Source organism: Streptantibioticus parmotrematis (assembly GCF_019890615.1).
GTDB lineage: Bacteria > Actinomycetota > Actinomycetes > Streptomycetales > Streptomycetaceae > Streptantibioticus_D > Streptantibioticus_D parmotrematis.
Genome location: NZ_JAINVZ010000005.1, coordinates 75,537 through 97,470 on the forward strand (window position 1 = coordinate 75,537; position 21,934 = coordinate 97,470).

Consider the following 21,934-nt stretch of genomic DNA (forward strand, 5'->3'; position numbering starts at 1 on the left):
GTCCCGGTCCCTTCCCTCACGCGGCCGAGGGGTCGTGCGGCCGCAGGCTCAGCGGGCGCATGTCGGTCCACACCCGGCCGATGTGGTCGAGGCACTCCTGCTTGACCCCGGTCACCCCCACCGGCTCCCATCCCTCGGGCGCGGGCCGGTCCTCGGGCCAGACGGAGTACTGGTGCTCGTGGTTGCGCACCACGGCGTAGCGGCGGTCGTCGCCGTCCTCGAACATGACACCAACGTCCTTTCTCGACACGGTCGTTCGTTGAAGTGCGGTAGGCGGGTTCCGGGGGCTCGGCGCCCCGGTCAGACGCTTTCGAGGAGTCGCGCGCCGATCAGCGACAGCAGTTCGGCGCCGCTCGGGCCCTCGTGGAAGAAGTGGTCACCGCGCAGCATGCGCAGCGTGAACTCGCCGGTGGTGTGCGTGCGCCACTGCGCGAGCTCCGCCTCGGAGACGGTGGTGTCCCCGGTGCCGCCGAACACACTGACCGGGAGGGCCAGGGGCGGCCGGTCCCGATGGCGGTAGGTGTAGTCCACCTCGAAGTCCGCCCGCATCGCCGGTTCCGCGAGGCGTACGAGTTCGGGCCGGGCCAGCACGTCGGCGGGCGTGCCGCCGAGCCCCGCCATCACGGTCATCAACTGCTCGGTCGGCAGCCGGTGGTAGGCCAGGCCGGCGCTGCCCAGTCGCGGCGCCCGGTGCGCGGCCACCATCAGCTCGCGCACCTCCCCGTCGGCACCGGCGTCCCGCAGACGGCAGGCCACCTCGTAGCCGATCAGCGACCCGAGGCTGTGCCCGAACAGCACGGCAGGGCGGTCGAGTTCGGCGGCGAGCACCTCCGCCAGCGCGTCGGCCAGCGGCTCCATCGCGGTGAACGGCGTCTCCCGCAGCCGCCCGGCCCGCCCCGGCAACTGCACGGCGCACACCTCGACGTCGTCCGGCAGTTCCCGGGACCACGAGCGGTACATCGCCGCCGTCGAGCCCGCGCCGGGCAGGCACAGCAGCCGCAGCCGCGCGTCGGGGCGCGCCGGGAAGCGCAGCAGCCACGGGTTCCTCACCGCGGCCCTCCCGACGCCGCCGCCGTGCGGGCCTGCGGGCGCAGCAGCGCGGCGAGTTCGGCGATGGTCGGGTGGTGGAAGACGTCGCTGACCGTCAGCGTCCAGCCGGCCTCCCGCGCCCGGTGCACCACCTGGATGCTGCGCAACGAGTCGCCGCCCGCCTCGAAGAAGTCCTCCTCGACACCCGGCTCCGGCCGTCCCAGCACCTGCGCCCAGATCGCGGCGAGTTCGCGTTCCACCTCGTCGCGCGGCGCGCCGCCCCGGTCCGAGGCGGAGTGCGCCTCGGGTGCCGGCAGCGCCGCCCGGTCCACCTTGCCGCTGGCGCCCAGCGGGAACGCGGGCAACACGATCACGTGCGTCGGAACCATGTAGCGGGGCAACTGGTCGCGCAGGTGGTCGCGGATCGCCTCGACCACCTCGTCAGGGTCGCCCGCTCCCTCGGCGAGGGTGACGTATGCGGTGAGTGTGGGTTCGCTTTGGTCTGTGGTGGTGGTTGTGGTGGTGATGGCGTCGTGGATGGTGGGGTGGTCGCGGAGGGTGTTCTCTATTTCTCCGGGTTCGATGCGGAAGCCGCGGATTTTGAGTTGGTGGTCGTTGCGGCCGAGGTAGTCGAGGGTGGTGTTGGTGTTCCAGCGGGCGAGGTCGCCGGTGCGGTAGAGGCGTTGTCCTGGTGTGGTGGTGTGGGGGTGGGGGATGAAGCGGTCGGCGGTGAGGTCGGGTCGGGTGAGGTAGCCGCGGGCGAGTTGGGGGCCGCCGAGGTAGAGCTCTCCGGGTACGCCGATGGGGACGGGGCGCAGGTCGGTGTCGAGGATGTAGACCTCCACACCCGGCAACGGACGCCCGATGGGAACCCGCCCGTCGTCGACGGCACCGGGGGACCCGACCCCACCGGAGACCGGGGTGCGCGGGACGCACTCCCACTCGGTCACCTCGATGGACGCCTCGGTGGGTCCGTAGAAGTTGTACAGCCGCACGTCCAGCCGCGACAGCGTCCGGTCCCGCAGCGCCGCCGACAGTGCCTGGCCGCTGCACATCACCCGCCGCAGCGACCGGCAGCGCTCCAGGTCGTGTTCGCCCAGGAAGGCCTCCAGCATGGGCGGCACGAAGTGCGCCGTGGTGACGGCCTCGCGTTCGATCAGGTCGACCAGGTAGGCCGGGTCGCGGTGCCCGCCCGGCTCGGCGACCACCAGCGTGGCCCCGACGGTCAGCGGCGCCAGCAGTTCCCACACCGACACGTCGAAGGTGTACGGCGTCTTGTGCAGCACCCGGTCGGAGGCGGCGAGACCCGGTGTGTGCCGCAGGTGCTGGACGCGGTTGGCGAGCCCCCGGTGCGGCACGCCCACGGCCTTGGGGCGCCCGGTGGAGCCGGAGGTGTAGATGACGTAGGCGAGGTCGTCAGGGGAGACCTCCGCGGGCGCGGCGGTGCCGCCGTCGACCGCGCCCTGCGCCGTGTGGCCTGCGAAAAGGGTGTCATCGTCGGTGAGCGCGTCGACCTCGATCACCGGCACCCCCGCGTCGGCGAGGGCCGGAGCGATGTCGCTCGTGGTGAGCACATGCGTGGCCCCCGCGTCGTGCAGCAGTCGTACGAGCCGTCCCGGCGGGTCCTCCGGCGACAGCGGCAGATAGGCGGCGCCGGTGCGCAGGACCGCGAGGATCGACGGCAGCAACTCCACACCGCGCGCCAGGCAGAGCGCGACGACGGTCCGCGGCTCAGCCCTCTCGTCGGCCAGGCGCCGGGCGACGCGTTCGGTGGCATGCGCCAACCCGGCGTAGCTGATCCGGGTGTCGCGGAAGACCACGGCGGTGGCGTCCGGCGTGCGTTCCGCCTGCCGTGCGATCGCCTCGTGCACCGCGCCGTCCCAGGGGTACGCGTCGCCGGTGGTGCTCCACTCGCGCAGCAGCGTGTGCGTCTCCGCCTCGTCCAGCAGGTCGAGCCGGGAGACGGGTGTGTCGGCCGAACTCAGCGCGGAATCGAGCAGGTTGTGGAACTGCCGGGCGATCCGCCGCATCGTCGCGTCGTCGAACAGCTCGGTGCGGTAGCGGAAGGTGCACACCGCGCCCTCGCCGTCCGGCCGTATCTCCAGCCACAGGTCGGTGAAGGTGGTCGGCGGCCGGACCGGGAAGACCTCGGCGGTGAGCCCGTCCAACTCCGGCAGCGTCAGCGGCTGTTGCAGGGCGAACATCGTCTGGAAGAGCGGGTCGTGACTGGTCGCGCGGTCCAGGCCGAGTTCCGTCACGACGCGCTCCAGCGGCACGTCCTGGTGGCGGAACGCCGCCAGCGCGACGCCGCGCACCCGCAGCAGCAGATCGGCGAAGGACGGGTCCCCGCTCAGATCGACACGCAACGGCAGGGTGTTGACGAACATGCCGATCAGCGGCGCCACCGCCGGGTCGGCACGGCCCGCCGACGGGCTGCCGATCACCAGGTCGTCCGTGCCGGACAGTCGCGAGAGCAGCACCGCGTACACCGACAGCAGCGTCATGAACGGCGTGACCCGGTGTCGGCGCGAGGTGCCGAGCACGGCCTGCCACGTCTGCGGTGACAGCGGCATGTCGTGGGTCGCGCCCTCGAAACCCTGCACGGCGGGCCGGGTGTACGTGGTCGGCAGGTCCAGCAGCGCGGGCGCACCGGTGAGCCGGTCCCGTACGGCGGCCAGCGCGTCGCGGAAGCCGTCGCTCGCGTCGCGTTCCCGCTCGCGCAGCGCGTGGTCGGCGGACCGCGAGGGCAGCGGCGGCAGTTCGGGCTCCTCACCGACGCGCAGGGCCGCGTAGCAGGCGGTCAGCTCCTCGTGGAAGCGGCCCATCGACCAGCCGTCGCAGACGGTGTGGTGGCAGACGACGGCCAGCACGTGGTCGTCGTCCGCCAGCCGCAACAGAGTCGTGCGGATCAACGGGCCCTCGGCGAGGTCGAACTCGCGCAGCGTCTCCGCCTCCACGAGCGCCGAGGCGTGCGCGGTGCGGCCCTCTTCCGGCAGACCCGTCAAGTCCGTTACCGGCAGAGCGAGTTCCATCGTGGCGGCCACGCACTGGTACGGCTCGCCCGCCTCGGCGCGGAACGTCGTGCGCAGCGCCTCGTGCCGGTCCACCACGCGCTGGAGCGACCCGCGCAACGCGGTCAGGTCCAGTGCTCCGCGCAGCCTGAGCGCGGAGACCAGGTTGTAGGCGTTGTTCCCGGACGCGAAGTGGTCGAGGAACCACAGCCGCCGCTGGGCGAAGGACGCCGGGGCCACCACGGGCCGCCGGGTGTCGTCGGGCCCGTTCACATCGTCCCCTTGTCGTCGGCGCCGGACGTGGTGGCGGTGGCGTCGAGCATCGTGAGCGTCTCCACGACGACGGCGGCGAACTCCGGGACGGTCGGGGCGTCGAAGATCGCCTCCATCGGCGGGCAGACCCCGAACGCGTCCTCGACCAGGCCCAGCAACTGCACGGCGGTCAACGAGTCGCCGCCCCGCTCGAAGAAGTCCAGCTCGTCGCCGCCTTCGCCGCCGAGCACCTTGTCGAACAGCGTCCGCAGCCGCTCCTCGACCGCCTCGGGCGACCGATCGGCCCCGGCGTCGAGCCCCGGACCGGCCACTGCCGGCGCCTCGCCGCTCGTGGCATCCGGTTCCCCCGCCGCGTCGTCGAAGGGCACGGGCCGTACGAGGTGGGTCTCGCGCTCGAACGGGTAAGTGGGGAGCGGAACCCGGTGGCGTGCGACGCCCTCGTGCAACCGCGTCCAGTCGACCGGCACCCCGGCCTGCCACAGGCGACCGAGCGCGTTGAGCACGGTGTCGGCTCCGTCGACGGGGGCGAGGTCCACCCGCAGGTGACGGGTGTCCGCCAAGGCGGCCGGCGCCTCCACCGTGGTGCGCAGCTCACGCTGCCAGAACTCCGCGTCGACGAGTTGACTGCCCGTCAATTCCTTTCCAGTGCCCGCATGAAGGACGGACACGGCGGGTGCCCGGCCGTCGCCGAGAAGGGCGAGACCGGCTTCGTGCCCGGTCGCGGCCCGTACGAGCAGGTCCAGCGCGTCGGACAAGGCGAAGGCCCCGGCGCAGCACGCCGCCCCCAGCAGCCCGGCACCGTGCCCGACGACCGCCGCGGGGGCGACACCCCAGGCCGTCAGCAGCGTGGCGAAGCCGTATTCGACAACGAGCCGCGTCGCCCGTGCCGACTCCGGCGTGGCGACGGCACGCTCCGTCGCGTCGGCCAACGCCGGTGCGGTGTCGAGCAGTTCGGCCAGCGTACGGCCGAAGCGACCGGCGAACCACGGACCGACTCCGTCCACGATCGCGCGGAACGCCGGATGCGCCGCGCACAGCGCGCGGCCCAGCTCCAGGTGCCCGTCGACGTCACCGGCCCCGGCGGAACCGCCCGAGAAGACGAACGCCACCGGGGGCTCCGCGCCGGGCTCGGCGGCCCGTGCCACGACCGGCTCGGCGGTCAGCGCCGCCAGTGCCTCCGCGCGGCCGGAGCACACCGCGTAGCGTCGATACGGGAACGGGTGCCGGCCGCGCTGCAAGGTGTACGCGACGTCGGACAGCGACAACTCGGGCCGCTGCCGCAGGTGTTCGGCGAGCCCGGTCGTCATCGCGTCCAGCGCCTCGGGCGAGCGCGCCGAGAGCACCAGCAACGCCGCCTCGTGCGCCGCCCGCGGCGCGCTCGCGCCCGGCGCCTCCTCCAGCACCACGTGCGCGTTGGTCCCGCCGATGCCGAACGACGACACCCCGGCGCGGCGCGGCGTCGTGCCGTGCGCCTCCCACGCACGCCGCTCGGTGGCGACGGCGAACGGGCCGCCCGCGAAGTCGATGCCGGGGTTGGGGGAGTCGTAGTGCAACGTGGCCGGGATGGTCCGGTGCTCCAGGGCCAGCGCGGTCTTGATCAGCCCGGCGACACCGGCGGCGGTGTCCGTGTGCCCGATGTTGGTCTTCACCGATCCCAGCGCCACCGACCCCTGCGGCAGCGACGGGCCGCCGAACGCCTGGGTCAGGGCGGACACCTCGATGGGGTCGCCGACCGGCGTCCCGGTGCCGTGCGCCTCCACGTACGAGATCGACGCCGGATCGACCTCGGCCGCCGCGTGCGCGACGCGGATGACCTCCGTCTGACCGCTGACACCGGGGGCGGTGAAACCTGCGCGTCGGCTGCCGTCGTTGTTCACCGCCGAGCCGCGGATCACGGCGTGCACGTGGTCCCCGTCGTCCAGCGCGTCCTGCAACCGCCGCAGCACGACCACACCGGCGCCGTCACCGGCCACGATGCCTTTCGCGTCGGCGGAGAACGTACGGCAACGCCCGTCCGGCGACATCGTGCCGCCCTCCCGGTACCAGTAGCCCGCCCGGGGCACCCGCAGCGTCACACCACCGGCCAGTGCCATGTCGCACTCCCCGCCCAGCAGGGCCCGCGACGCCTCGTGGACCGCCACCAGCGAGGTCGAACAGGCCGTCATCACGGCCATGCTCGGGCCGGTCAGCCCCAGCTTGTACGACACACGGGACGCCAGGTGCTCGGGTTCGTTGGAGATGGCGAGCGCCAGGTCGTCCACACCGGGGAACCGGTCGGGCCGCTCCTGGACCACGGCCGTGTAGCCGTTGCGGCCCGCTCCCGCGTACACCCCCACGGTGCCCGGAGCCGCCAGCGGGTCGTAGCCCGCCCGCTCCAGCGCCTCCCACGCACACTCCAGGAACATCTGGTGCTGGGGGTTGAGCAACGTGGCGTCGCGCTCGGAGAAGTGGAAGAAGCCCGCGTCGAACTCGCCCACGCCGTCCACCACACCGTGCAGCGGCACGTACCGGGGATCGGCGAGCCGGGCCGGGTCCTGACCCCACTCGCGCAACTCGTCGGGAGTGAGCGGGCGCACCGAGTCGACACCGGTGACGAGGTTGTGCCAGTACTCCTCGGGCGTGGACGCACCGGGAAGGCGGCAGGCCATCCCGACGATGGCGATGTGGGTGTCGTTGTCTTCGACCGTCATGGGGTCAGTCCTTCGTGCCAAGGGGTTCGGCGATGGGGGAGGCCGCGCCGGCCGGGTCGGCGGCCCCGCGCTGCTGTGCGCGCATCGCCCGCAACCGGGCGTTGCCGCGCTTGAGGCGCTTCGCGGCGGGATCGTCCGCCGGAGCGCCGTCGGTCAGGGGTGTCGGACGCCCGGCCCCTTGGGCGGGCGCCCGCGTCGGCGAGCCGGTACGGTCACCGTCCGACGCGGTGAGGTGGCCGGCCAGCGACTCGATCGTGGGGTGTTCGAACAAGGTGAGGATCGCCAGCGGCCGGTCCAGCTCCCGCGCCAGGTGTTCGCGCACGGTCGCCAGCAGCATCGAGTGGCCGCCGATGTCGAAGAAGTTGTCGCGGACACCGAAGACATCGTGGCCCAGCGCCCGCGCCCACACGGCGGCCACCGTCCGCTCCATCGGACTCCGCGCGGCGCTGCCCGTCGCGGTCCCGGCGTCCAGCGGCACCGCGCCGTCCGCCAGCGCCGCCCGGTCCACCTTGCCGTTGGTGGTCAACGGGAAGGCGGGCAGCACGTAGTAGCGGTGCGGCCGCATGTAACCGGGCAGATGGCGACCCACGTGCTGGTTGAGCGCCTCGCGGTCCGGGGGAGCGGCTCCCTCGGCGAGCACGAGGTATGCGGTGAGTGTGGGTTCGCTTTGGTCTGTGGTGGTGGTTGTGGTGGTGATGGCGTCGTGGATGGTGGGGTGGTCGCGGAGGGTGTTCTCTATTTCTCCGGGTTCGATGCGGAAGCCGCGGATTTTGAGTTGGTGGTCGTTGCGGCCGAGGTAGTCGAGGGTGGTGTTGGTGTTCCAGCGGGCGAGGTCGCCGGTGCGGTAGAGGCGTTGTCCTGGTGTGGTGGTGTGGGGGTGGGGGATGAAGCGGTCGGCGGTGAGGTCGGGTCGGGTGAGGTAGCCGCGGGCGAGTTGGGGGCCGCCGAGGTAGAGCTCTCCGGGTACGCCGATGGGGACGGGGCGCAGGTCGGTGTCGAGGATGTAGACCTCCACACCCGGCAACGGACGCCCGATGTCCGGCAGACCGGCCGCGCCGTCGCCGTCGCTGGACACCGTGCCGGAGGTGGCGACCACCGTGCTCTCGGTCGGCCCGTAGTTGTTGACCAGACGGAACGGCCAGGACCGCCTCTCGGGGGTGCGCAGCCGGTCGCCGCCGGTGAGCACGGTGTGCGGAGCGCCGTCCGGCCAGGGAGCCCTCGCCATGCGCTCGATGAGCGGCGTGGGCACGAAGCAACTGGTCACCCGGTGCTCGGCCAGCCAGCGGGTCAGATCGCCGGGCGACAGGACGGTCTCCGCGTCGGGTACCTCCAGCGTGGCGCCCGCCGTGAGCGCCGACCAGATCTCCCACGCCGACGCGTCGAAGCCCGGCGCCGCGATCATCGTCGCCCGGTCCTCGGGCCCGAGGCCGAACTCCTCGTGATGCCAGGCGACCAGGTGGGCCAGTCCACGGTGTTCGACCATCACGCCCTTGGGACGCCCGGTCGAGCCGGACGTGTAGATGACGTAGGCGAGGTCGGACAGGGCATCAATCGTGCCTGATGCAGCGTCATGTCCAGTCGCGTATGCGGCAGTTACGGCCTCATCGACGTTCAGCACCGGACCGCTGACGAGGGGGGCGTGCGCACTGTCGGTCACCGTGCACAGCGGCCCGGCCTCGTCCAGGATCGCGTTCAGACGGGACGGCGGATGTGCCGGGTCGAGCGGCACGTACGCGGCGCCGCTGCGCAGGACGCCGAGGACGGCCACGGCCAGGTCCGCGCCGCGCGGCAGGCAGACGGCGACCAGCCGCTCCGGCCCGGCACCCCGCTCGCGCAGCACGGTCGCCAACGCCTGTGCCTTGCGGTCGAGTTCGCCGTACGACAGCTCGACCCCCGCCTGCCGTACGGCGACGGACTCGGGCCTGTCCTTCGCGCGCCGCCGGACCGTCCGGTCGACGCGTTCGGCGCCGGGCGCGGGCGGACGCGTTCCGCCGGACAGCAACGCGCGCTCCTCGCGGCGGCCCAGGACCGGCAGAGCCGAGACGGGCGTGTCGGGCGCGGCGACGGAAGCCGACAGCAGACGCAGGTAACGCTCGCCGAGGAGACCGGCGGTCCGGGCGTCGAACAGGTCGGCGCGGTAGCCGGTGAAGCCCTCGACGCGCCCGGCTCCCCAGGCCATGTGCAGGGTGAGTTCGAACTTCGCGGTCTCGGTGCGCAACGGCACCGAGGAGGCGGCCAGCCCCGGCAGCACGGAGCCCTCGGCCGCCGTGTCCTCGTAGGTGAACGCGGCCTGGAACACCGGGTGGCGCGACGTCAGGCGCTCGGGCTGAAGTTCCTCGACCACCTGCTGGAACGGCAGGTCCTGGTACTCGTACCCGGCGAGGAAGGTGTCGCGGACGTGGTGCAGGAGCGCTCCGAACGTCATGTCGGGAGCGACGCGGATCCGCACCGGCAGCATGTTGACGAACAGCCCGACGACGTCCTCGACCTCCAGTGTGGTGCGCCCGCTGACCGGCACGCCCACCACGACCTCCTCGGACGAGGACAGCCGCGACAGCAGCGCCGCGTAGCAGCCGAGCAGCACCACGAAGCGCGTGACGCGGTGCCGCCGTGCCAACGCCTGGATCTCCTGGCCGAGTTGGGGCGAGGCCAGGAACGGCGCGCTGTCACCGGTGTGATCGGCGACGGGCGGGTGCGGCCGGTCGGTCGGCATGGTCAGCTGAGCCGGTGCGTCGGTCAGTTGCCGCCGCCAGTAGGACAGGGCCTCGGCCCTGCGCGGACCGCCGAGCATCCGCCGCTCGGCCGCCACGTAGTCCTCGTAGGCGTGCGGCGGATCGGGCAGCGGGTCGGGCGCTGCGTCGCGCCGGGCGGCGTACAGCGCCGCGAGTTCGCGTTCCACGATGCCCAGCGACCAGCCGTCGACCACGATGTGGTGGAAGGCGAGCAGCAGGATGTGGTCGTCCTCGGCGAGCCGGATCAGCCGCGCCCTGAACACCGGGCCGCCGGCCAGGTCGAACGGCTCCAGCGCGGCCCGGTTCACCTCCTCGTCGGCAGCCGTCGGACGGGCCGTCGCCGGAAGGTCCGTGAGATCGGTGAGGGTCAGCGGCACCACGGCCCGTGCCGCGATCCGCATCACCGGGCCGCCGTCCACGACGGGGAAGGTGGCCCGCAGCGCGTCGTGCCGCTCGACCAGCCGTCCGATCGCCCACTCCAGCGCGGCGACGTCGAGCGCGCCGCGCAGCCTGGTGGCCTTGGGGACGTTGTACTCGCTGCCCTGCGGCCGCAGTTGCCAGAAGAACCAGAGCCGCTGCTGCGCAGAGGCCAGCGGTGACACGCGCTCGCCGGCCATGTCAGCGCCCGTTCCGCTCGGCACCGCCACCATGGGCCGCTGTCGCCGCGGCGGTCATCGCGTAGGCCGACAACTCGGCGATGGTCGGGCACTCGAAGAACGCGGCGAGCGGCACCTCGACCCGCAGCGCCTCGCGCATCCGGGAGATCACCTGCGACGCGGCCAGCGAGTGACCGCCCAGCTCGAAGAAGTCGTCGTCGGGACGCAGACCGTCAAGGCGCAGCACCTGCTCCCAGATCCGGGTGACCACCGGACGCACCGAGTCGTACGAGAGCGGTCCTCCGACCGAACTCGGCCCCGTGCCAGTGGCGTTCGCCGGCGCGGGGGAAGGAGACGTGGCGGACGAAGGGGTACCGCCGTCCGATGCGCCGCCGTTGCGGCCGTCCGGCTCGCGGAGCGGTGTGCGGTCGACGGTGGCGCCGTCTGCGGTCTGCCCGTTGGACCTCATGGGTGCAGGCTTCCTCTCTGCCCGGTCCGTGCCGGATCCCGGCGGGTTTCCCCGGGGCGTGGTTCCGTCCGTGCGTGCCGCTACGCGCGTCACACGGGGACGGAGGGGCGGGGATCGGGGTCGATTGCGAAGGAGATGTTCGGCGACTCGTCAGGTCCCGGAGCGCGTCCGGTACGACGGGCGGCCCGGGCGGCGACGGTTCGCCGGTCCATTCGACGCGGGGTCCTCCGCGGAATCATTCGGCGGAAGGCCAAGGCGCTCGGGCACGTGGTCGCTCTCATTTCGGTGGCGCGTGGTCAATGCGTGGGGGAGGCGCCGGAAAACGGCTCTCGGGCCTCCGTGCCGTTACCAAGGTGTACGGCCCAACCGGTCGGCTTTGCAAGGCGTCCTGCCCATTGGGGAGAAGGAGGCTGCACGTTGGGGCAGGCAATGAACCGCACAAGGTTCACGCAGGTCAGGCCGTATGCGCAGGGTGTACATCGACTGAATCAAGACTGCCGCGGAGGTTACGCGCAGGGAGCCGAAGTGCCTGTTGGGGAAGGCCGGGGAAGGCCGGAGAAGCGGCGGAGAAGTGCCGCGGGAATGGATGAACTTGCGCGTTCTTCAAGATCATCCTAGCCTTCCCGGCAGGAGCCGACAGCGCTCTTCCGGGCCGTTCGTAATGAGGTGACCCCGCCATTGCGATGACGTCGCCGCGGGCTTGAGTGAATGGGTGTGGCCATTGTCACTCAACGGAATTACCCTCTTAAGGAACCATCTTGATACGAGAGTTCGTCCAGGATGTGTCGGCGAAGTCCGCGACCCTCGCGGTGGCCGTGCTGGCCAACGACCCGGTCACCGCCGAAGGCGCCGTCTCCTGGCTGTCGGCGTGCCAGGAGCTGACCGCCGTCCACTGGACGCACCGCCAGTCGGCCGACGTGCTGGCGGTGTTCGCCACCGAGGTCACCGGGGACACCCTGACCCGGGTCGAGCGCGTCCAGCGCGACCAGCAGGGCTGCCCGCTGCCGGTGGTCATGATCGCCAACGAATTACCCGAACACCATCTGCTGCGGGCGATCGACCTCGGCCTGGTGAGCTTCCTCTACCGGCAGGACAGCGGTTTCGACGAGATCAGGAGGGCTGTCGCGGAGGCCGCCGAAGGCCCGGAACCCGGTCGCCGCTTCCAGCAGGCGCTGATCCACCAGATCAAGACCGTCAGGGACAGCGTGCTGCTGCCGCACGGCATCAACGTCGCGGGGCTGTCACCCCGGGAGATCAAGGTACTGCGGCTGCTGGCCGACGGGTGGAGCACCCGGCACATCGCCGCCCGCCTCAGCTACTCCGAACGCACCGTCAAGAGCATCGTGCACAACGTCGTGACCCGGCTGAACCTGCGCAACCGCACGCATGCCGTGGTGTACGCGCTCCGGGCCGGGGTGCTGTGAACGGCCGGGCCGCGGCCTTCGCATGACGACGTTCCGCGGGGCGGCCCGGGGGACCGGTGCCGTGGTGGACCCGGCGGTGCGGAACCTGGCGACGCGGGCCGGCCCGCGAGGTGGACTCGGCGGCCCCAGGGGCTCGGGCCGCCGTCCGTCACACCACGAGCCGGTTACGACTCGGCGAGCTCGTACAGACCGCGGGCCGGCCGGCGCAGGCGGGCGTCGGAGGTGAGGCGCTCCAGGATGTTGCGCACGGAGTTGACGGCGCCGGGGGTGGCCTCCCGGTTGAGGGCGTCGTTGACCTGACGCGCCCGGATCGGCTCGCCCGCCTCGCGCAGCACCTCGATGATGCGGTCGGCGAGACCGCCGCCCGCACGCGCGGCGTCGGCCTTGGGGGCGGGCGCCGCCTTCTTGCGGGAGGCGCCGGACGCGGGAGCCTTGGTGGCCTTCGTGTCCTTCTTCGCCTTGGTGGCGGTGGACTTGGCGGAGGTCTTGCCGGTGGCCTTCTTCGCCGTGCTCTTGCGCGGGGCGCGCGGGGTCGTCCTCTTCGGCTCCGGAGCGGACTCCTCCTGCGGACGCGGCGCCGGGATGGCCGCCTCGGGCAGTGCGGCGGCCGCGGCCTCCACGACCTCGGCACGCGCCGGGGCGGCGGGTGCGTCGGCCAGCGTCTCCAGCGCCCGCAGCGCGGACTCGATGGCACGCAGGCGGGTGGTGACGGCCTGCAACTCCGCCTCCAACCGATCCTTCTGGCGCTCCAGTTCGGGGACCTCGGCGCGCAGTCCCCCGATGGTGGTGTCGAGTTCCTTGGTGGGGTGGGTCGTTGCCATGATGTGTTTCCTTGTCTTTCCCTTGCCACTGGTAAGTGGGGTGCAACTGTAAGGGGCACAGGACGTGGAATACCAGGTGGCATCGCTCGGTCGTGTGGTCGGCAAGCGGATTCTCACCTGGGCCCGGGCCTGATGAGCGGCCCCGCGACACTGCTTCGCAGGAGGTCGCACGGGTGCCGTAGTGGCTCTCCGGCCTTACGTTGGTGGGGTGTTGGGGCTCCGTCCGCCACGGATTCCATCGTGGGACCACCTGTCGGTCACGTCCACACTCGTTCCCCTGATCGTGCCGTTGGTCGCATGACTGTTCGCCTGTCAGGGCGCTGAATGGCAGGATTCTGACGGCACGTTGGAGGCCCGGAGGAGAGGAAGCGCCACCCGTCCGTGTCACATCGCCCTGCACGTTCGGCAGCAGCACCTGCAAACCCTGCAGGAACACCGTGAACCCGGGATACACCGCATCCTGCGCGGCAGTCTCGAACGCCTTGAACGCGCCGCGCATGCTGAGGATCTGCTCGACCATCCCGCAGCTGCCGGCGACATCCGCGACACGTCCTTCAGCAACTGGTTCGCCGCCTCGTTCGACGTGGACTTGGTCACGGCCATCTGGAGCTGCTGCTCCTCGATGGTGCTCGTGACGTTCCGCTCGGCGATCGCGACCTGCTGCGCGTCGACCTTCTGCTGGTAGGCGGCCTGGACGATGCCCTGCTTAGCCTGGATCACCAGCTGTGTGCCGGCCACACCGTGCTGGTTGACCAGGTTGGCCTGGTAGGCGGCAGCGATCTCCTGATCCTGCGCGTTCTTCAACTGCTGCTGGGCCTGCGCCACCGAAAGGGTTGCCTGTTTGCGGTCCGGCTCTGTGGAGTAGGCGTTCTGGTCGATGAGGCGCTGGTTGTACGTCGCCTGGGTAATGCCTTCCTGGGGCTGCTCGACGGACAGCTTGGAGTCGGCGAGTTCGTCGTGGAGTTGCTGGATCCCCTCGTGGGCCTGTTCCCACGCCTGCATCAGGCTGTGCTGCGCTTCGGACGCCCGTAGTTGGCTTCTTCGACGCCCCGCTCGGCCTGTTCCAGGGCCTGGACCTGCTGCTCGGCGGCGTTGCGCTGCACCGACGCGAGGTTCATCTGCGCTTGCTCGGTCGCTGCAGTCACGGCGTCTTGGGACTGCTGCTCTCGGGCGAGCGTGACCGTGTTCTCGGCCTGTTCCTGCTGCACCTGGTTGGAGAACTGGGTGGCTGGCCAGCTCTTGGGGCGTCAGGCCGACGTTTAGCGACGCCTGGTGTGCCGCCTCCAGGGCCTTCCCGATCGGCCCGAACGCCATCGCACCGACAGCACACAGCGCACCCAACCCGACAGCAGCGCCACCGATCCCCGGAAGGAGGCTGGCAAGCTCGAGCGCTATCTGACCCTTATGGCCATGCTCGCCGCCCCCACCGCTGCCCTCCCCGCTGGAACCGGAGCCGCTGCCAGAGGCGCCGAGCTCGGGGGAAGCCGACTGCGCGTTCATCTGGTCGGGCTTCGCCCGCGCGGCAGCCAGCTTCGCGTTGAACTCGGCGTCGTCCAGCTTCAGGCGTGCCGTAGCTCCCTTGTCGTCGAGTTCGTCGAGTTCGTCGAGTTCGTCGAGCTTGGCCTTGACCTTGTCCGCCTTCGCGTCGAGGTCGCCGTTGTCGAGACACACCGAGGACTAAGCCAACGTCCCGTCGAGCTCATCGACCTTCGCCCGTGCCTCGTCCGCCTTCGCATGCAACTCAGAGGTGCCGAGAGTGACCTTGACCTTGCCGTCGACCCCCGCGGTCGCCTCATCGACCTTGGCCTTCAACTCCTCCTTGAAGCCCTTCGTGTCCGGACTCACCTGGACGAACGCCGTAGCAATCCGAAAGCCCTCAGGCATCGTCACATCACCTCTCCGACAGCCGTGTCGGGCCGCTTCTGGTCGAGGAATGCGTCGGATGCGTGGCTGGCGATACCGGTTACCAGGTCGGCGACGGCGTCTGCGTCGAGGCCGCTCTCGGCGCAGATCAGGGCGGCGATCACGGTGAGCGCCCAGGCGACGTGCCGCGGCGCGTCTGTGCCGGCCAGGATGGCGTGTACGCCCTCGGCGTCGCCGGCGGCGCAGCAGCGGATCGCGGCGGCGTCCTTGAACGCGTCAATGCCGAGCGCCGGATCAACGTAGCCGTAGCTGTGAGGTCCGGTTTCCGCAGGCACGCCTTCACCTCATTCCGATCGAGCGACCGGCAGGTACCGAGTGCGCGCCGATTCTCGGAAAGGGGCGTCCTCTAGCGGCCACCTTGGGGGCGGGGTTGAACCGAACTAACGGCCGGAGGAAGCGTCGGCGGCTGGAGCGTAGAGCCCTCTGCGTGACGGTAGGTCACGGTCTAGCAACAAGGTGTACCCCCCGTTCTGGCCACTGCCAGAGTTGCCGCACACCGAGCCAATCCGGGGGCAGCATGACCGTTCCATCGCCTAACCCGCCCGCAAGACGCGCCGCTAAGGGCTGCGGGATCGCTGCAGCTATAGTCGTAGGCCTGTTCGTCCTGTCCGCCGTCATCGCCGGTATCGCTGGCGGCGGACGGAGATCGTCGCAGTCGGAGGCGAAGGCTTCGCACTCGGCGACATCGAGCCCGACGTCTTCGGGAAGCACCTCCTCGGCAGTGCCGAGCAGCAGGCCCACCGCCATCGTCAGGCCCAAGTCGAAGGTCACACAGCAGTCGTGCCCGCCGACCCGCGACGTCATCGTGTGGATGCGCATTCCCGGAGTCCAAGACTCCGCCCAGGTGCTGGGGAACTACGACCAGCAGAACTGCGAGCCGACGTTCAAGACCGTCCAGGAGACCTCTCCAACGGAGCCTGGAGACTGCACCGAGGCCGCCTGGGCGAGCGACAACCCGGGGTACAACGTCGACGCCACGCCGGCTAGACGCCTGAAGCACGTATATGTCGCGGTTGGGCCGGCATGTTGAGAGGGGTGTCCGCAGCGCAGACGGCACTTCCAGCGCAACTCCAGTTCTGGAGCCGAGCTTGAAGAGATACCAGACACCGAATAGCCGCGAGATCGAAAACTTCCTGCGCGCTGTGAGCAGAGGTCATGTCAGATGGGAAAGGCAGGGCAGCAGGGTCGCCCTGGACGGAGGACGCCATAGGCTATACACGGTGACCGCTTCGCTACATCGGGACTTGTTCCCGCGAGTCTCCTTTATGCTCGACGGTTGCAACGATGAGCAACTGCACTCCGTGAAGGCGACAATATTGCAGTACCGAGGGGGAGACCGCGAACGTCCATTAAAATCCTATGACTGGGTAGGTCGGCAGATCTCCGCCATCGGAAACCCTCAGATCCGGTGGGTGTCGGGCGGCAATACAAAGGAGGAGTATCGTTATTCCCGGATAGAGGCGATCAGTTGGATCGCTGCTGCCTATACCTTACTTCACCCTGTGATCGACAAGGCGATTTGGCATGCGAAGCCGCCCAAGCCGAAGGCTAAGCCTGCGCCGGATCCTAAGCGAGTAGACCGCAACACGGTATCGCCGGAGCTGCAGGGGAAGAAGCCGTCACGATGGCCGATTCCCCTTACTCGCGCCAGACCGGTGACCAGACCGGCTGCCCTCGACATAGGTAGTACCCAGACGCCCCGCATCAACCCTGCAGTCGCCCAGGCTGCGACTGGAGTGGCAGGGCAGCGCAGCAGCGCGAAACAGCCAGGGCTGTGCCCCATCTGCGGCAGACTCTTGCCGGCAGGCCGCTCCCGGCATCAACAGTGCGAGAATGCTTCCGTTTCCCAGCCCGCTACCGCGCATAAGGACGGGCCTACCACTGCTGGAGCTCGTCAGGAGCGGCAGCGGTACCGTGATCTAGTCGCACGCGTAGAGCAGCGGGAGGCCGCCACGGCCGGCCGCCGCTCCTCACACACGACCCGTGCCCCGCTGCGTCTCCGATTGGCGAGAGAAGCGGTCCTGGTTCGTTGCCAAGGCCGCTGCGAAAACCCGCACTGCACAGGCCAACCGGATGATGTCACCGCGCGCGGTGAACCGATCCTCGAAGTAGACCACGTGCAGCCGATCGCCGACTGCGGGCGTGACCACCCGGTGCAAATGGTGGCGCTCTGCCCGAACTGTCACGCGGTTAAGACTCGCGGCTCGAAGAAGGAGCAGTTACAGCAGTCCCTTCTTGATGTCGCTCGCAAGGCGCACCACCGATGGACGACTGGGTAAGGGCCCCCAGTGCGCGTAGTGTCCGTCAGGTTGGCGGACCGGCCCGCGCGCGAGCCAGATGCCCCGAGCAGTGCTGGGCCAGACTCTGGGATACGAAGGAGCCCCGCCGGGCGCCGTGGTGACGTCCAGGCGGGGCTCCGTGTTGCCGGTCAGACGATCGTCCAGCTCCGCACGTGAGCCGGCCGGGTACCGCGGCCCTCGCAGCCCGTGCACTTCACTCGGGACGCGCCGGACATCTCCGGCACAAGCCTCTCGCCCCGGCCATCGCACATCGAGCAGTGCTGCTTGGGCAACGCGGCCTGCGCACGCTGGACGTGGGCAACCAGCTCGGCATACTTCGGGTTGATCCACTCCACGGCGGGTCTCCCTTCCTCTGCACGAAGGCTACGGCGTAACCGGCATACGCGGACAGCTAGTCGCGGGGCTTGTTGGCGCACACCTTCTCTGGGTCGATCGGTCCGCCGCACGGGCTGTGAACGCAGTTCGCGGCGACGGTGACGAGTTCCCGGCCCGGAGCGCCCCAAAGGTCACCGTCAGGGGTGTAGCCAGCTTGGGCGATTAGGGCGACGGTGTTGTCCATGACTTCCGGGTCGTGGCGGCTCGGGTCGGGCCGCTCGGGGAAGTGGTGGACGAAGCCGCCGAGCCGGTCGCACAGGGCCGCGTACACGGCCGTGTGCAGGATCAGGGCGTGCCAGCCTTCGTCTACGGCGCGGGACGGCTGAAGGTACTGGTCGTGGTTCGTGGCGCATGCGGCCACGAACTTGAGGGCCTCGTCGAGGACGCGTCCGGCGATCCTTTGGCTCATGCCGGGGTTGTTGTCGAGGATCGTGGCACGGACGGCATCGGCTGCGGCCGGGGTGAGCAGGTCACGGATGTTCGCCGGGATCGGCTCGGAGCCCGTTCCGGGTACGCTCATTTCGATCTCCCTTGGTGGAGGTTGGGCCACCCCGGACGCTGTTGCTTGCAGGCCACTGGCGTCCGGGGTGGTGCTGGGCCCGTCCCGGCGAACAGGTGATGAGCAGGCCGGCCGGGACGGGGGTCTATGGGGCGTGGCCGATGCGGGGCAGGTCGCGCTCGCGGATCGTCTGCCATGCGACGGCGGTCACGTGCGCGGGGCAGGCGCGGCAGCCGAACGCGGGGACGTGAACGCCGTCAGGGAGCATCACCGGGCCGACCCAGATGACGGACACACCTGTGCGCCGGCAGCCGAGCCAGCACCGCCTTAACGTCCAATCGGCGGCGCTCATGGGATGACCGGGGCGCCGTTGAGCCTGGCGCGTTCGATCCACGTCTCGTCCGGGCGGCGCCGCTCGCCGTGCGCGGTCTCTACCCAGGCGCCCAGCAGCAGAACGCGGCGGGTGAGCAGCCCGCGGGCTGCCGGATTGCGGGAGAGCCGGTCCCAGTCCGGTACGAGGACGACGCGGTCGACACCGGTTCCGGTGGCCTCGATGGTGCGGAGCATCGCGTCGAACGCCGGACGCCGGTCGTCGCTGAGGGCGTCGTCGCCGACATCGAGCCAACGGCCGCCACCCGTCCAGCCCTTCGCCTCCAGGTACGCGGTGCAGGCGTCCAAGCGGGCGCTCAACATGCCCGTCGCGGTGGTTGCGTGACGGTCATAGACGAACACGATGGGCGGCTGATTCGACGGGTGGACCTGGTGCGCTCCGGCGCTCACGACCCACACCTCCCGTTACGCTGAGTCTCTGGTTCGTTGCAGTACGACCGTAGAAATTCGAGGGCAACGCCAGAAGTGACCGCGAGTACGGGTAGCCGCACCCAGGGGGCTTCACATGCCGACCACAACGGGAACAACCCGGACCACCGGTCAGGGAAAGAGAAACCGCCCCCGATCCGGCGTCGTCTCCGGCTATGTCTTCCGCCTCATACGCGAACGCCTCGACCTCACCCAGGAGGGTCTCGCCGAACGCTTCGGCGTCGCCGCTGACACTGTGGCCGGCTGGGAATCAGGACGTCGGCCGCTAACCGCCGTACCGGCCGGCCAGATGCTCGTACACCGCCACCGGTTGCTGCGGCTCGGGACAACCCCTGCGCTACTGCTCGCCCTTGAAAGGGCCATGGAAGCAGACGTCCTTCTCGCGAGCGCCTTAGAAGACCAGGCGCCCACGCCGGAGGCCGACCCCTTCGGGGCGTGGGTGATGCAGCGTGACCTCGTCGAGGTGCTCGCATGGCCGCTGAGTAGCCAGCCACCCGAGTTCGTCCGTGCCCTACCGCCTGCGCCCCGCTCACGCCGCGGCCCCGTCGCTGCCGGTCCAGAGCTTCCCGCAACAGCCCGTGCCCAGTTCTTCGACCGGATGCGCAGCACGGCAGAGCGGGCGCGCACACCTGATCACTTTCTCCTGCGGCGCCAAGCCCTGTACTTGTCGGGCTACGACCGCCGAGAAGATGCCGCCGAGTGGCTCGCCCACCAGCAGCAAGCCACTCGCGGCGGCAGTTGGCTCACGGATTGGCTCACCGCCCGCTCTGTCGCCTCCGTGGCCACCCGCCACGGAGACCGGGAACGCCTGGAACACTTCGTCCGCAGTCATGTTGGCGACGACCAGGCCGAAGCCGCCAACCTCAACTACTGGGCCTACTGGGTTGGCGAAGCGCCGACCATCGAGGCCACCGACCACTTCATGGGCGCTGGACGTCCCGGGGCCTGGGGCGGGTCCAAACTGCTGGACCACCTCATCACGCGACTCGCCCCGCACCACGGCTACGCCGACCTCTACGTACACACACTGTGGGCGCTGCTCGCGGCCCGCCCTGGCTTGCTCCGTACCGGAGCGCCTCCACACCTGCGGGACCGCCTGGAAGTGATGTTGGATAGTCGGGAAGTCTCGGCGCCAGCACGTCGGGAACTCGACAGCATTCGGTACGCGATCCGACTGGCCGAGGCATGAAGGAAGAGGCAGCAGTGGGCGATGATGTGACGGCAGTGGCGCACTTCCTGTTCGAGACAGGAACGCTCAAGCAGGCCCGGCGTACCGGCTGGTGGATGGCCGGGGTGCGGGATCCCGAAAGCGTCGCCGAGCACTCGTGGCGCACTTCCGTGCTGGCCTCAGTGATCGCGACGCTGGAGGGCGCTGACGCTGCGCGCGCCGCCCACCTGGCGGTGTGGCACGACTCCCAGGAAACCCGTACAGGCGACGTCAACCATCTGGGCAAGAAGTACGCGCCGGCCGCCGATCCGGAGGCGGTGACCGCTGACCAGACTGCGGGGATGCCGGACGTGCTCGCGCGGGCGGTCCGTGCCGCGGTGGCCGAGTACGAGGCAAAGGAGACACCGGAAGCGGTCTGCGCCCGGGACGCGGACAAGCTGGAGTGTCTGCTGCAGGGCATCGAGTACCGGGCGCAGGGATACGCGAGCGCCCAGCGCTGGATCGACAACAGTCTCGGCAGGCTGACAACCGGCACGGCCAAACGGCTCGCCGACGAGTTGCTGTCCATGGGCCCGCTCGACTGGCTGAGCAGCGCCATGGGGGAGAAGCCGGTCGGCAGCTGATCAGACACGCGAAGAGGGAATGCGCGACGACATGGACCACGGGCCGGACGGGAGCCTCGTGTCGTACGTCGAGCGGGGTCTGGTCGCGCCGTGCCGGGCGCTGGTACTGGGCTGCGGAACCGGGCGCGACGCACTCCGTCTGGCATCCCACGGCTTCGTCGTGGACGCGGTCGACCCGTCGGCGACAGCCGTGGCATCGGCCGCGGAGCGCGCACGCGAGACGGGGGTCGCGGTGCGGTTCCACCACGGCGACGTGTTCGCGCTCGGCACCGACGCCCTGGCGGGCCCGTACGAGCTGGTCCACGACTCGGGGTGCTTCGGCCGGCTGCCGCCGTGGCGGCGCATCGCCTATCGCGCCCTGCGCGACCGCGTCCTGGCGCCGGGCGGACACCTGGCTCTCACCTGCCCGGCGGCCGACGCGACGGCACCGCTCCTCGGGGAGAGCGGGGGCAGGGTGGTCCAGGACGACAGCGGTGAGGCATGCCGGGAGGACGGTCGAGCCTTCGAGGAGGCTGGGGGCGGGGCCACCGCGCAGGAGGTCGAGGCCTGCACGGCGGCGACGCTGCGGCTGATCTTCCTCGACCTCACGGAGGTCGAGTTGCGCCGTGTGCCCGCCGCACCGCCCGGGTCCGCGCACTTCGGCAGCCCGTCCCTGTGGGCGGCGCTGTTCCGCCGCGACGTGTGACGACGGGGTCGGCGGCTCGTCGACCGCGCGGGAAAACGCACCAGGGTGTCCGGGCCACCGCGTACGGCGGCCCGGACACCCTGGGCACGGACGTCAGGACTGGTCGGCGCCGCCGTCGCGCTGGGCCTGCTTCTCCTTGAGGCGTGTGGCTTCCTTGCGGACCTCTTCCTGGGTGGCCCGCTCGCGCTTGAGCCACTCGGGCTGCTCGTCCTTGAGCGCCTCGATCTGGTCCGTGGTGAGCGGCTCGGTCACACCACCGCGGGCGAGGCCGGAGATGGAGATCCCCAGCTTGGCGGCGACCACCGGGCGGGGGTGCGGGCCGTTGCGCCGCAGCTCGCGCAGCCACTCCGGCGGGTCGGCCTGCAGCGCGTTCAGCTCGTCGCGCGAGACCACGCCCTCACGGAACGCGGCGGGGGTGGCCTCCAGGTACACCCCCAGCTTCTTCGCCGCGGTCGCGGGCTTCATGGTCTGGGGGGTCTTGTGCGACGTCATGGTGT

20 protein-coding genes are annotated in these 21,934 nt (G+C 70.5%); 5 read left to right on the forward strand and 15 right to left on the reverse strand.

Annotation, left to right across the window (positions count from 1 at the left end; translation table 11 throughout):
* Positions 1-16 precede the first annotated feature (16 nt).
* From K7472_RS09880 to K7472_RS09905, 6 genes are all read right to left on the reverse strand, one after another.
* Positions 17-226 carry an MbtH family protein gene (locus K7472_RS09880; protein ID WP_222976276.1) on the reverse strand — a complete coding sequence of 70 codons (210 nt, stop codon included), beginning with the start codon at positions 224-226 and terminating at the stop codon, positions 17-19.
* Between the two features lie 74 nt (positions 227-300).
* The gene (locus K7472_RS09885) at positions 301-1,050 is read right to left on the reverse strand and encodes a thioesterase II family protein (RefSeq protein WP_222976278.1); all 750 of its coding nucleotides are present in this window, start codon (positions 1,048-1,050) and stop codon (positions 301-303) included.
* Positions 1,047-4,313 carry a non-ribosomal peptide synthetase gene (locus tag K7472_RS09890; RefSeq protein ID WP_222976279.1) on the reverse strand — a complete coding sequence of 1,089 codons (3,267 nt, stop codon included), beginning with the start codon at positions 4,311-4,313 and terminating at the stop codon, positions 1,047-1,049. Before K7472_RS09890 ends, K7472_RS09885 begins: the two co-directional genes overlap by 4 nt.
* Positions 4,310-7,003 carry a type I polyketide synthase gene (locus K7472_RS09895; protein WP_222976281.1) on the reverse strand — a complete coding sequence of 898 codons (2,694 nt, stop codon included), beginning with the start codon at positions 7,001-7,003 and terminating at the stop codon, positions 4,310-4,312. Before K7472_RS09895 ends, K7472_RS09890 begins: the two co-directional genes overlap by 4 nt.
* A gap of 4 nt (positions 7,004-7,007) precedes the next feature.
* Positions 7,008-10,352, reverse strand: a complete 3,345-nt coding sequence (locus K7472_RS09900; protein WP_222976283.1) for a non-ribosomal peptide synthetase — start codon at positions 10,350-10,352, stop codon at positions 7,008-7,010.
* Between the two features lies 1 nt (position 10,353).
* The gene (locus K7472_RS09905; protein ID WP_222976285.1) at positions 10,354-10,800 is read right to left on the reverse strand and encodes an acyl carrier protein; all 447 of its coding nucleotides are present in this window, start codon (positions 10,798-10,800) and stop codon (positions 10,354-10,356) included.
* Positions 10,801-11,558: 758 nt separating this feature from the next.
* On the opposite strand from K7472_RS09905, the gene K7472_RS09910 reads away from it, so the two are divergent.
* Positions 11,559-12,224, forward strand: a complete 666-nt coding sequence (locus K7472_RS09910) for a response regulator transcription factor (RefSeq protein ID WP_252395374.1) — start codon at positions 11,559-11,561, stop codon at positions 12,222-12,224.
* A gap of 164 nt (positions 12,225-12,388) precedes the next feature.
* On the opposite strand, the gene K7472_RS09915 is transcribed toward K7472_RS09910, so the two are convergent.
* The 5 genes from K7472_RS09915 to K7472_RS09935 form a co-directional block, all read right to left on the reverse strand.
* Positions 12,389-13,045, reverse strand: coding sequence for a prephenate dehydrogenase (locus tag K7472_RS09915; protein ID WP_222976287.1), 657 nt, complete (start codon positions 13,043-13,045; stop codon positions 12,389-12,391).
* A gap of 384 nt (positions 13,046-13,429) precedes the next feature.
* The gene (locus tag K7472_RS09920) at positions 13,430-14,716 is read right to left on the reverse strand and encodes a hypothetical protein (RefSeq protein ID WP_222976289.1); all 1,287 of its coding nucleotides are present in this window, start codon (positions 14,714-14,716) and stop codon (positions 13,430-13,432) included.
* Positions 14,717-14,722: 6 nt separating this feature from the next.
* Complete coding sequence (locus K7472_RS09925; protein ID WP_222976291.1) at positions 14,723-14,929, reverse strand: hypothetical protein; 207 nt, start codon at positions 14,927-14,929, stop codon at positions 14,723-14,725.
* A 2-nt stretch (positions 14,930-14,931) separates the two neighbouring features.
* Entirely contained in the window at positions 14,932-15,243 is a 312-nt protein-coding gene (locus K7472_RS09930; RefSeq protein ID WP_222976293.1) for a hypothetical protein, read from the reverse strand.
* 163 nt (positions 15,244-15,406) lie between these two features.
* Positions 15,407-15,787 carry a hypothetical protein gene (locus tag K7472_RS09935; protein ID WP_222976295.1) on the reverse strand — a complete coding sequence of 127 codons (381 nt, stop codon included), beginning with the start codon at positions 15,785-15,787 and terminating at the stop codon, positions 15,407-15,409.
* A 446-nt stretch (positions 15,788-16,233) separates the two neighbouring features.
* Here K7472_RS09935 and K7472_RS33675 point away from each other — a divergent pair, with 446 nt between their 5' ends.
* Complete coding sequence (locus K7472_RS33675; protein WP_372457951.1) at positions 16,234-17,247, forward strand: HNH endonuclease; 1,014 nt, start codon at positions 16,234-16,236, stop codon at positions 17,245-17,247.
* A 149-nt stretch (positions 17,248-17,396) separates the two neighbouring features.
* On the opposite strand, the gene K7472_RS09945 is transcribed toward K7472_RS33675, so the two are convergent.
* From K7472_RS09945 to K7472_RS09955, 3 genes are all read right to left on the reverse strand, one after another.
* Complete coding sequence (locus K7472_RS09945) at positions 17,397-17,603, reverse strand: hypothetical protein (protein ID WP_222976299.1); 207 nt, start codon at positions 17,601-17,603, stop codon at positions 17,397-17,399.
* A 56-nt stretch (positions 17,604-17,659) separates the two neighbouring features.
* The gene (locus tag K7472_RS09950) at positions 17,660-18,163 is read right to left on the reverse strand and encodes a glycine-rich domain-containing protein (RefSeq protein WP_308013836.1); all 504 of its coding nucleotides are present in this window, start codon (positions 18,161-18,163) and stop codon (positions 17,660-17,662) included.
* A gap of 327 nt (positions 18,164-18,490) precedes the next feature.
* Positions 18,491-18,931, reverse strand: coding sequence for a recombinase family protein (locus K7472_RS09955; RefSeq protein ID WP_308013837.1), 441 nt, complete (start codon positions 18,929-18,931; stop codon positions 18,491-18,493).
* 106 nt (positions 18,932-19,037) lie between these two features.
* Between K7472_RS09955 and K7472_RS09960 the strand changes: the two genes are divergently transcribed.
* Genes K7472_RS09960 through K7472_RS09970 form a run of 3 tightly spaced genes read left to right on the forward strand, consistent with a single transcriptional unit; the run spans position 19,038 to position 21,437 of the window.
* Positions 19,038-20,150 (forward strand): helix-turn-helix domain-containing protein, encoded by a 1,113-nt coding sequence (locus K7472_RS09960; protein WP_222976303.1) that lies wholly within the window; start codon positions 19,038-19,040, stop codon positions 20,148-20,150.
* Positions 20,147-20,752 (forward strand): HD domain-containing protein, encoded by a 606-nt coding sequence (locus K7472_RS09965; RefSeq protein WP_252395375.1) that lies wholly within the window; start codon positions 20,147-20,149, stop codon positions 20,750-20,752. Before K7472_RS09960 ends, K7472_RS09965 begins: the two co-directional genes overlap by 4 nt.
* A gap of 19 nt (positions 20,753-20,771) precedes the next feature.
* Positions 20,772-21,437, forward strand: coding sequence for a class I SAM-dependent methyltransferase (locus K7472_RS09970; RefSeq protein WP_222976305.1), 666 nt, complete (start codon positions 20,772-20,774; stop codon positions 21,435-21,437).
* A 93-nt stretch (positions 21,438-21,530) separates the two neighbouring features.
* Here the strand turns inward: K7472_RS09970 and K7472_RS09975 are convergent, their stop codons facing one another.
* On the reverse strand, positions 21,531-21,929 hold the full coding sequence (locus K7472_RS09975; protein WP_222976307.1) for a DUF5997 family protein: 399 nt from the start codon (positions 21,927-21,929) through the stop codon (positions 21,531-21,533).
* Positions 21,930-21,934 lie beyond the last annotated feature (5 nt).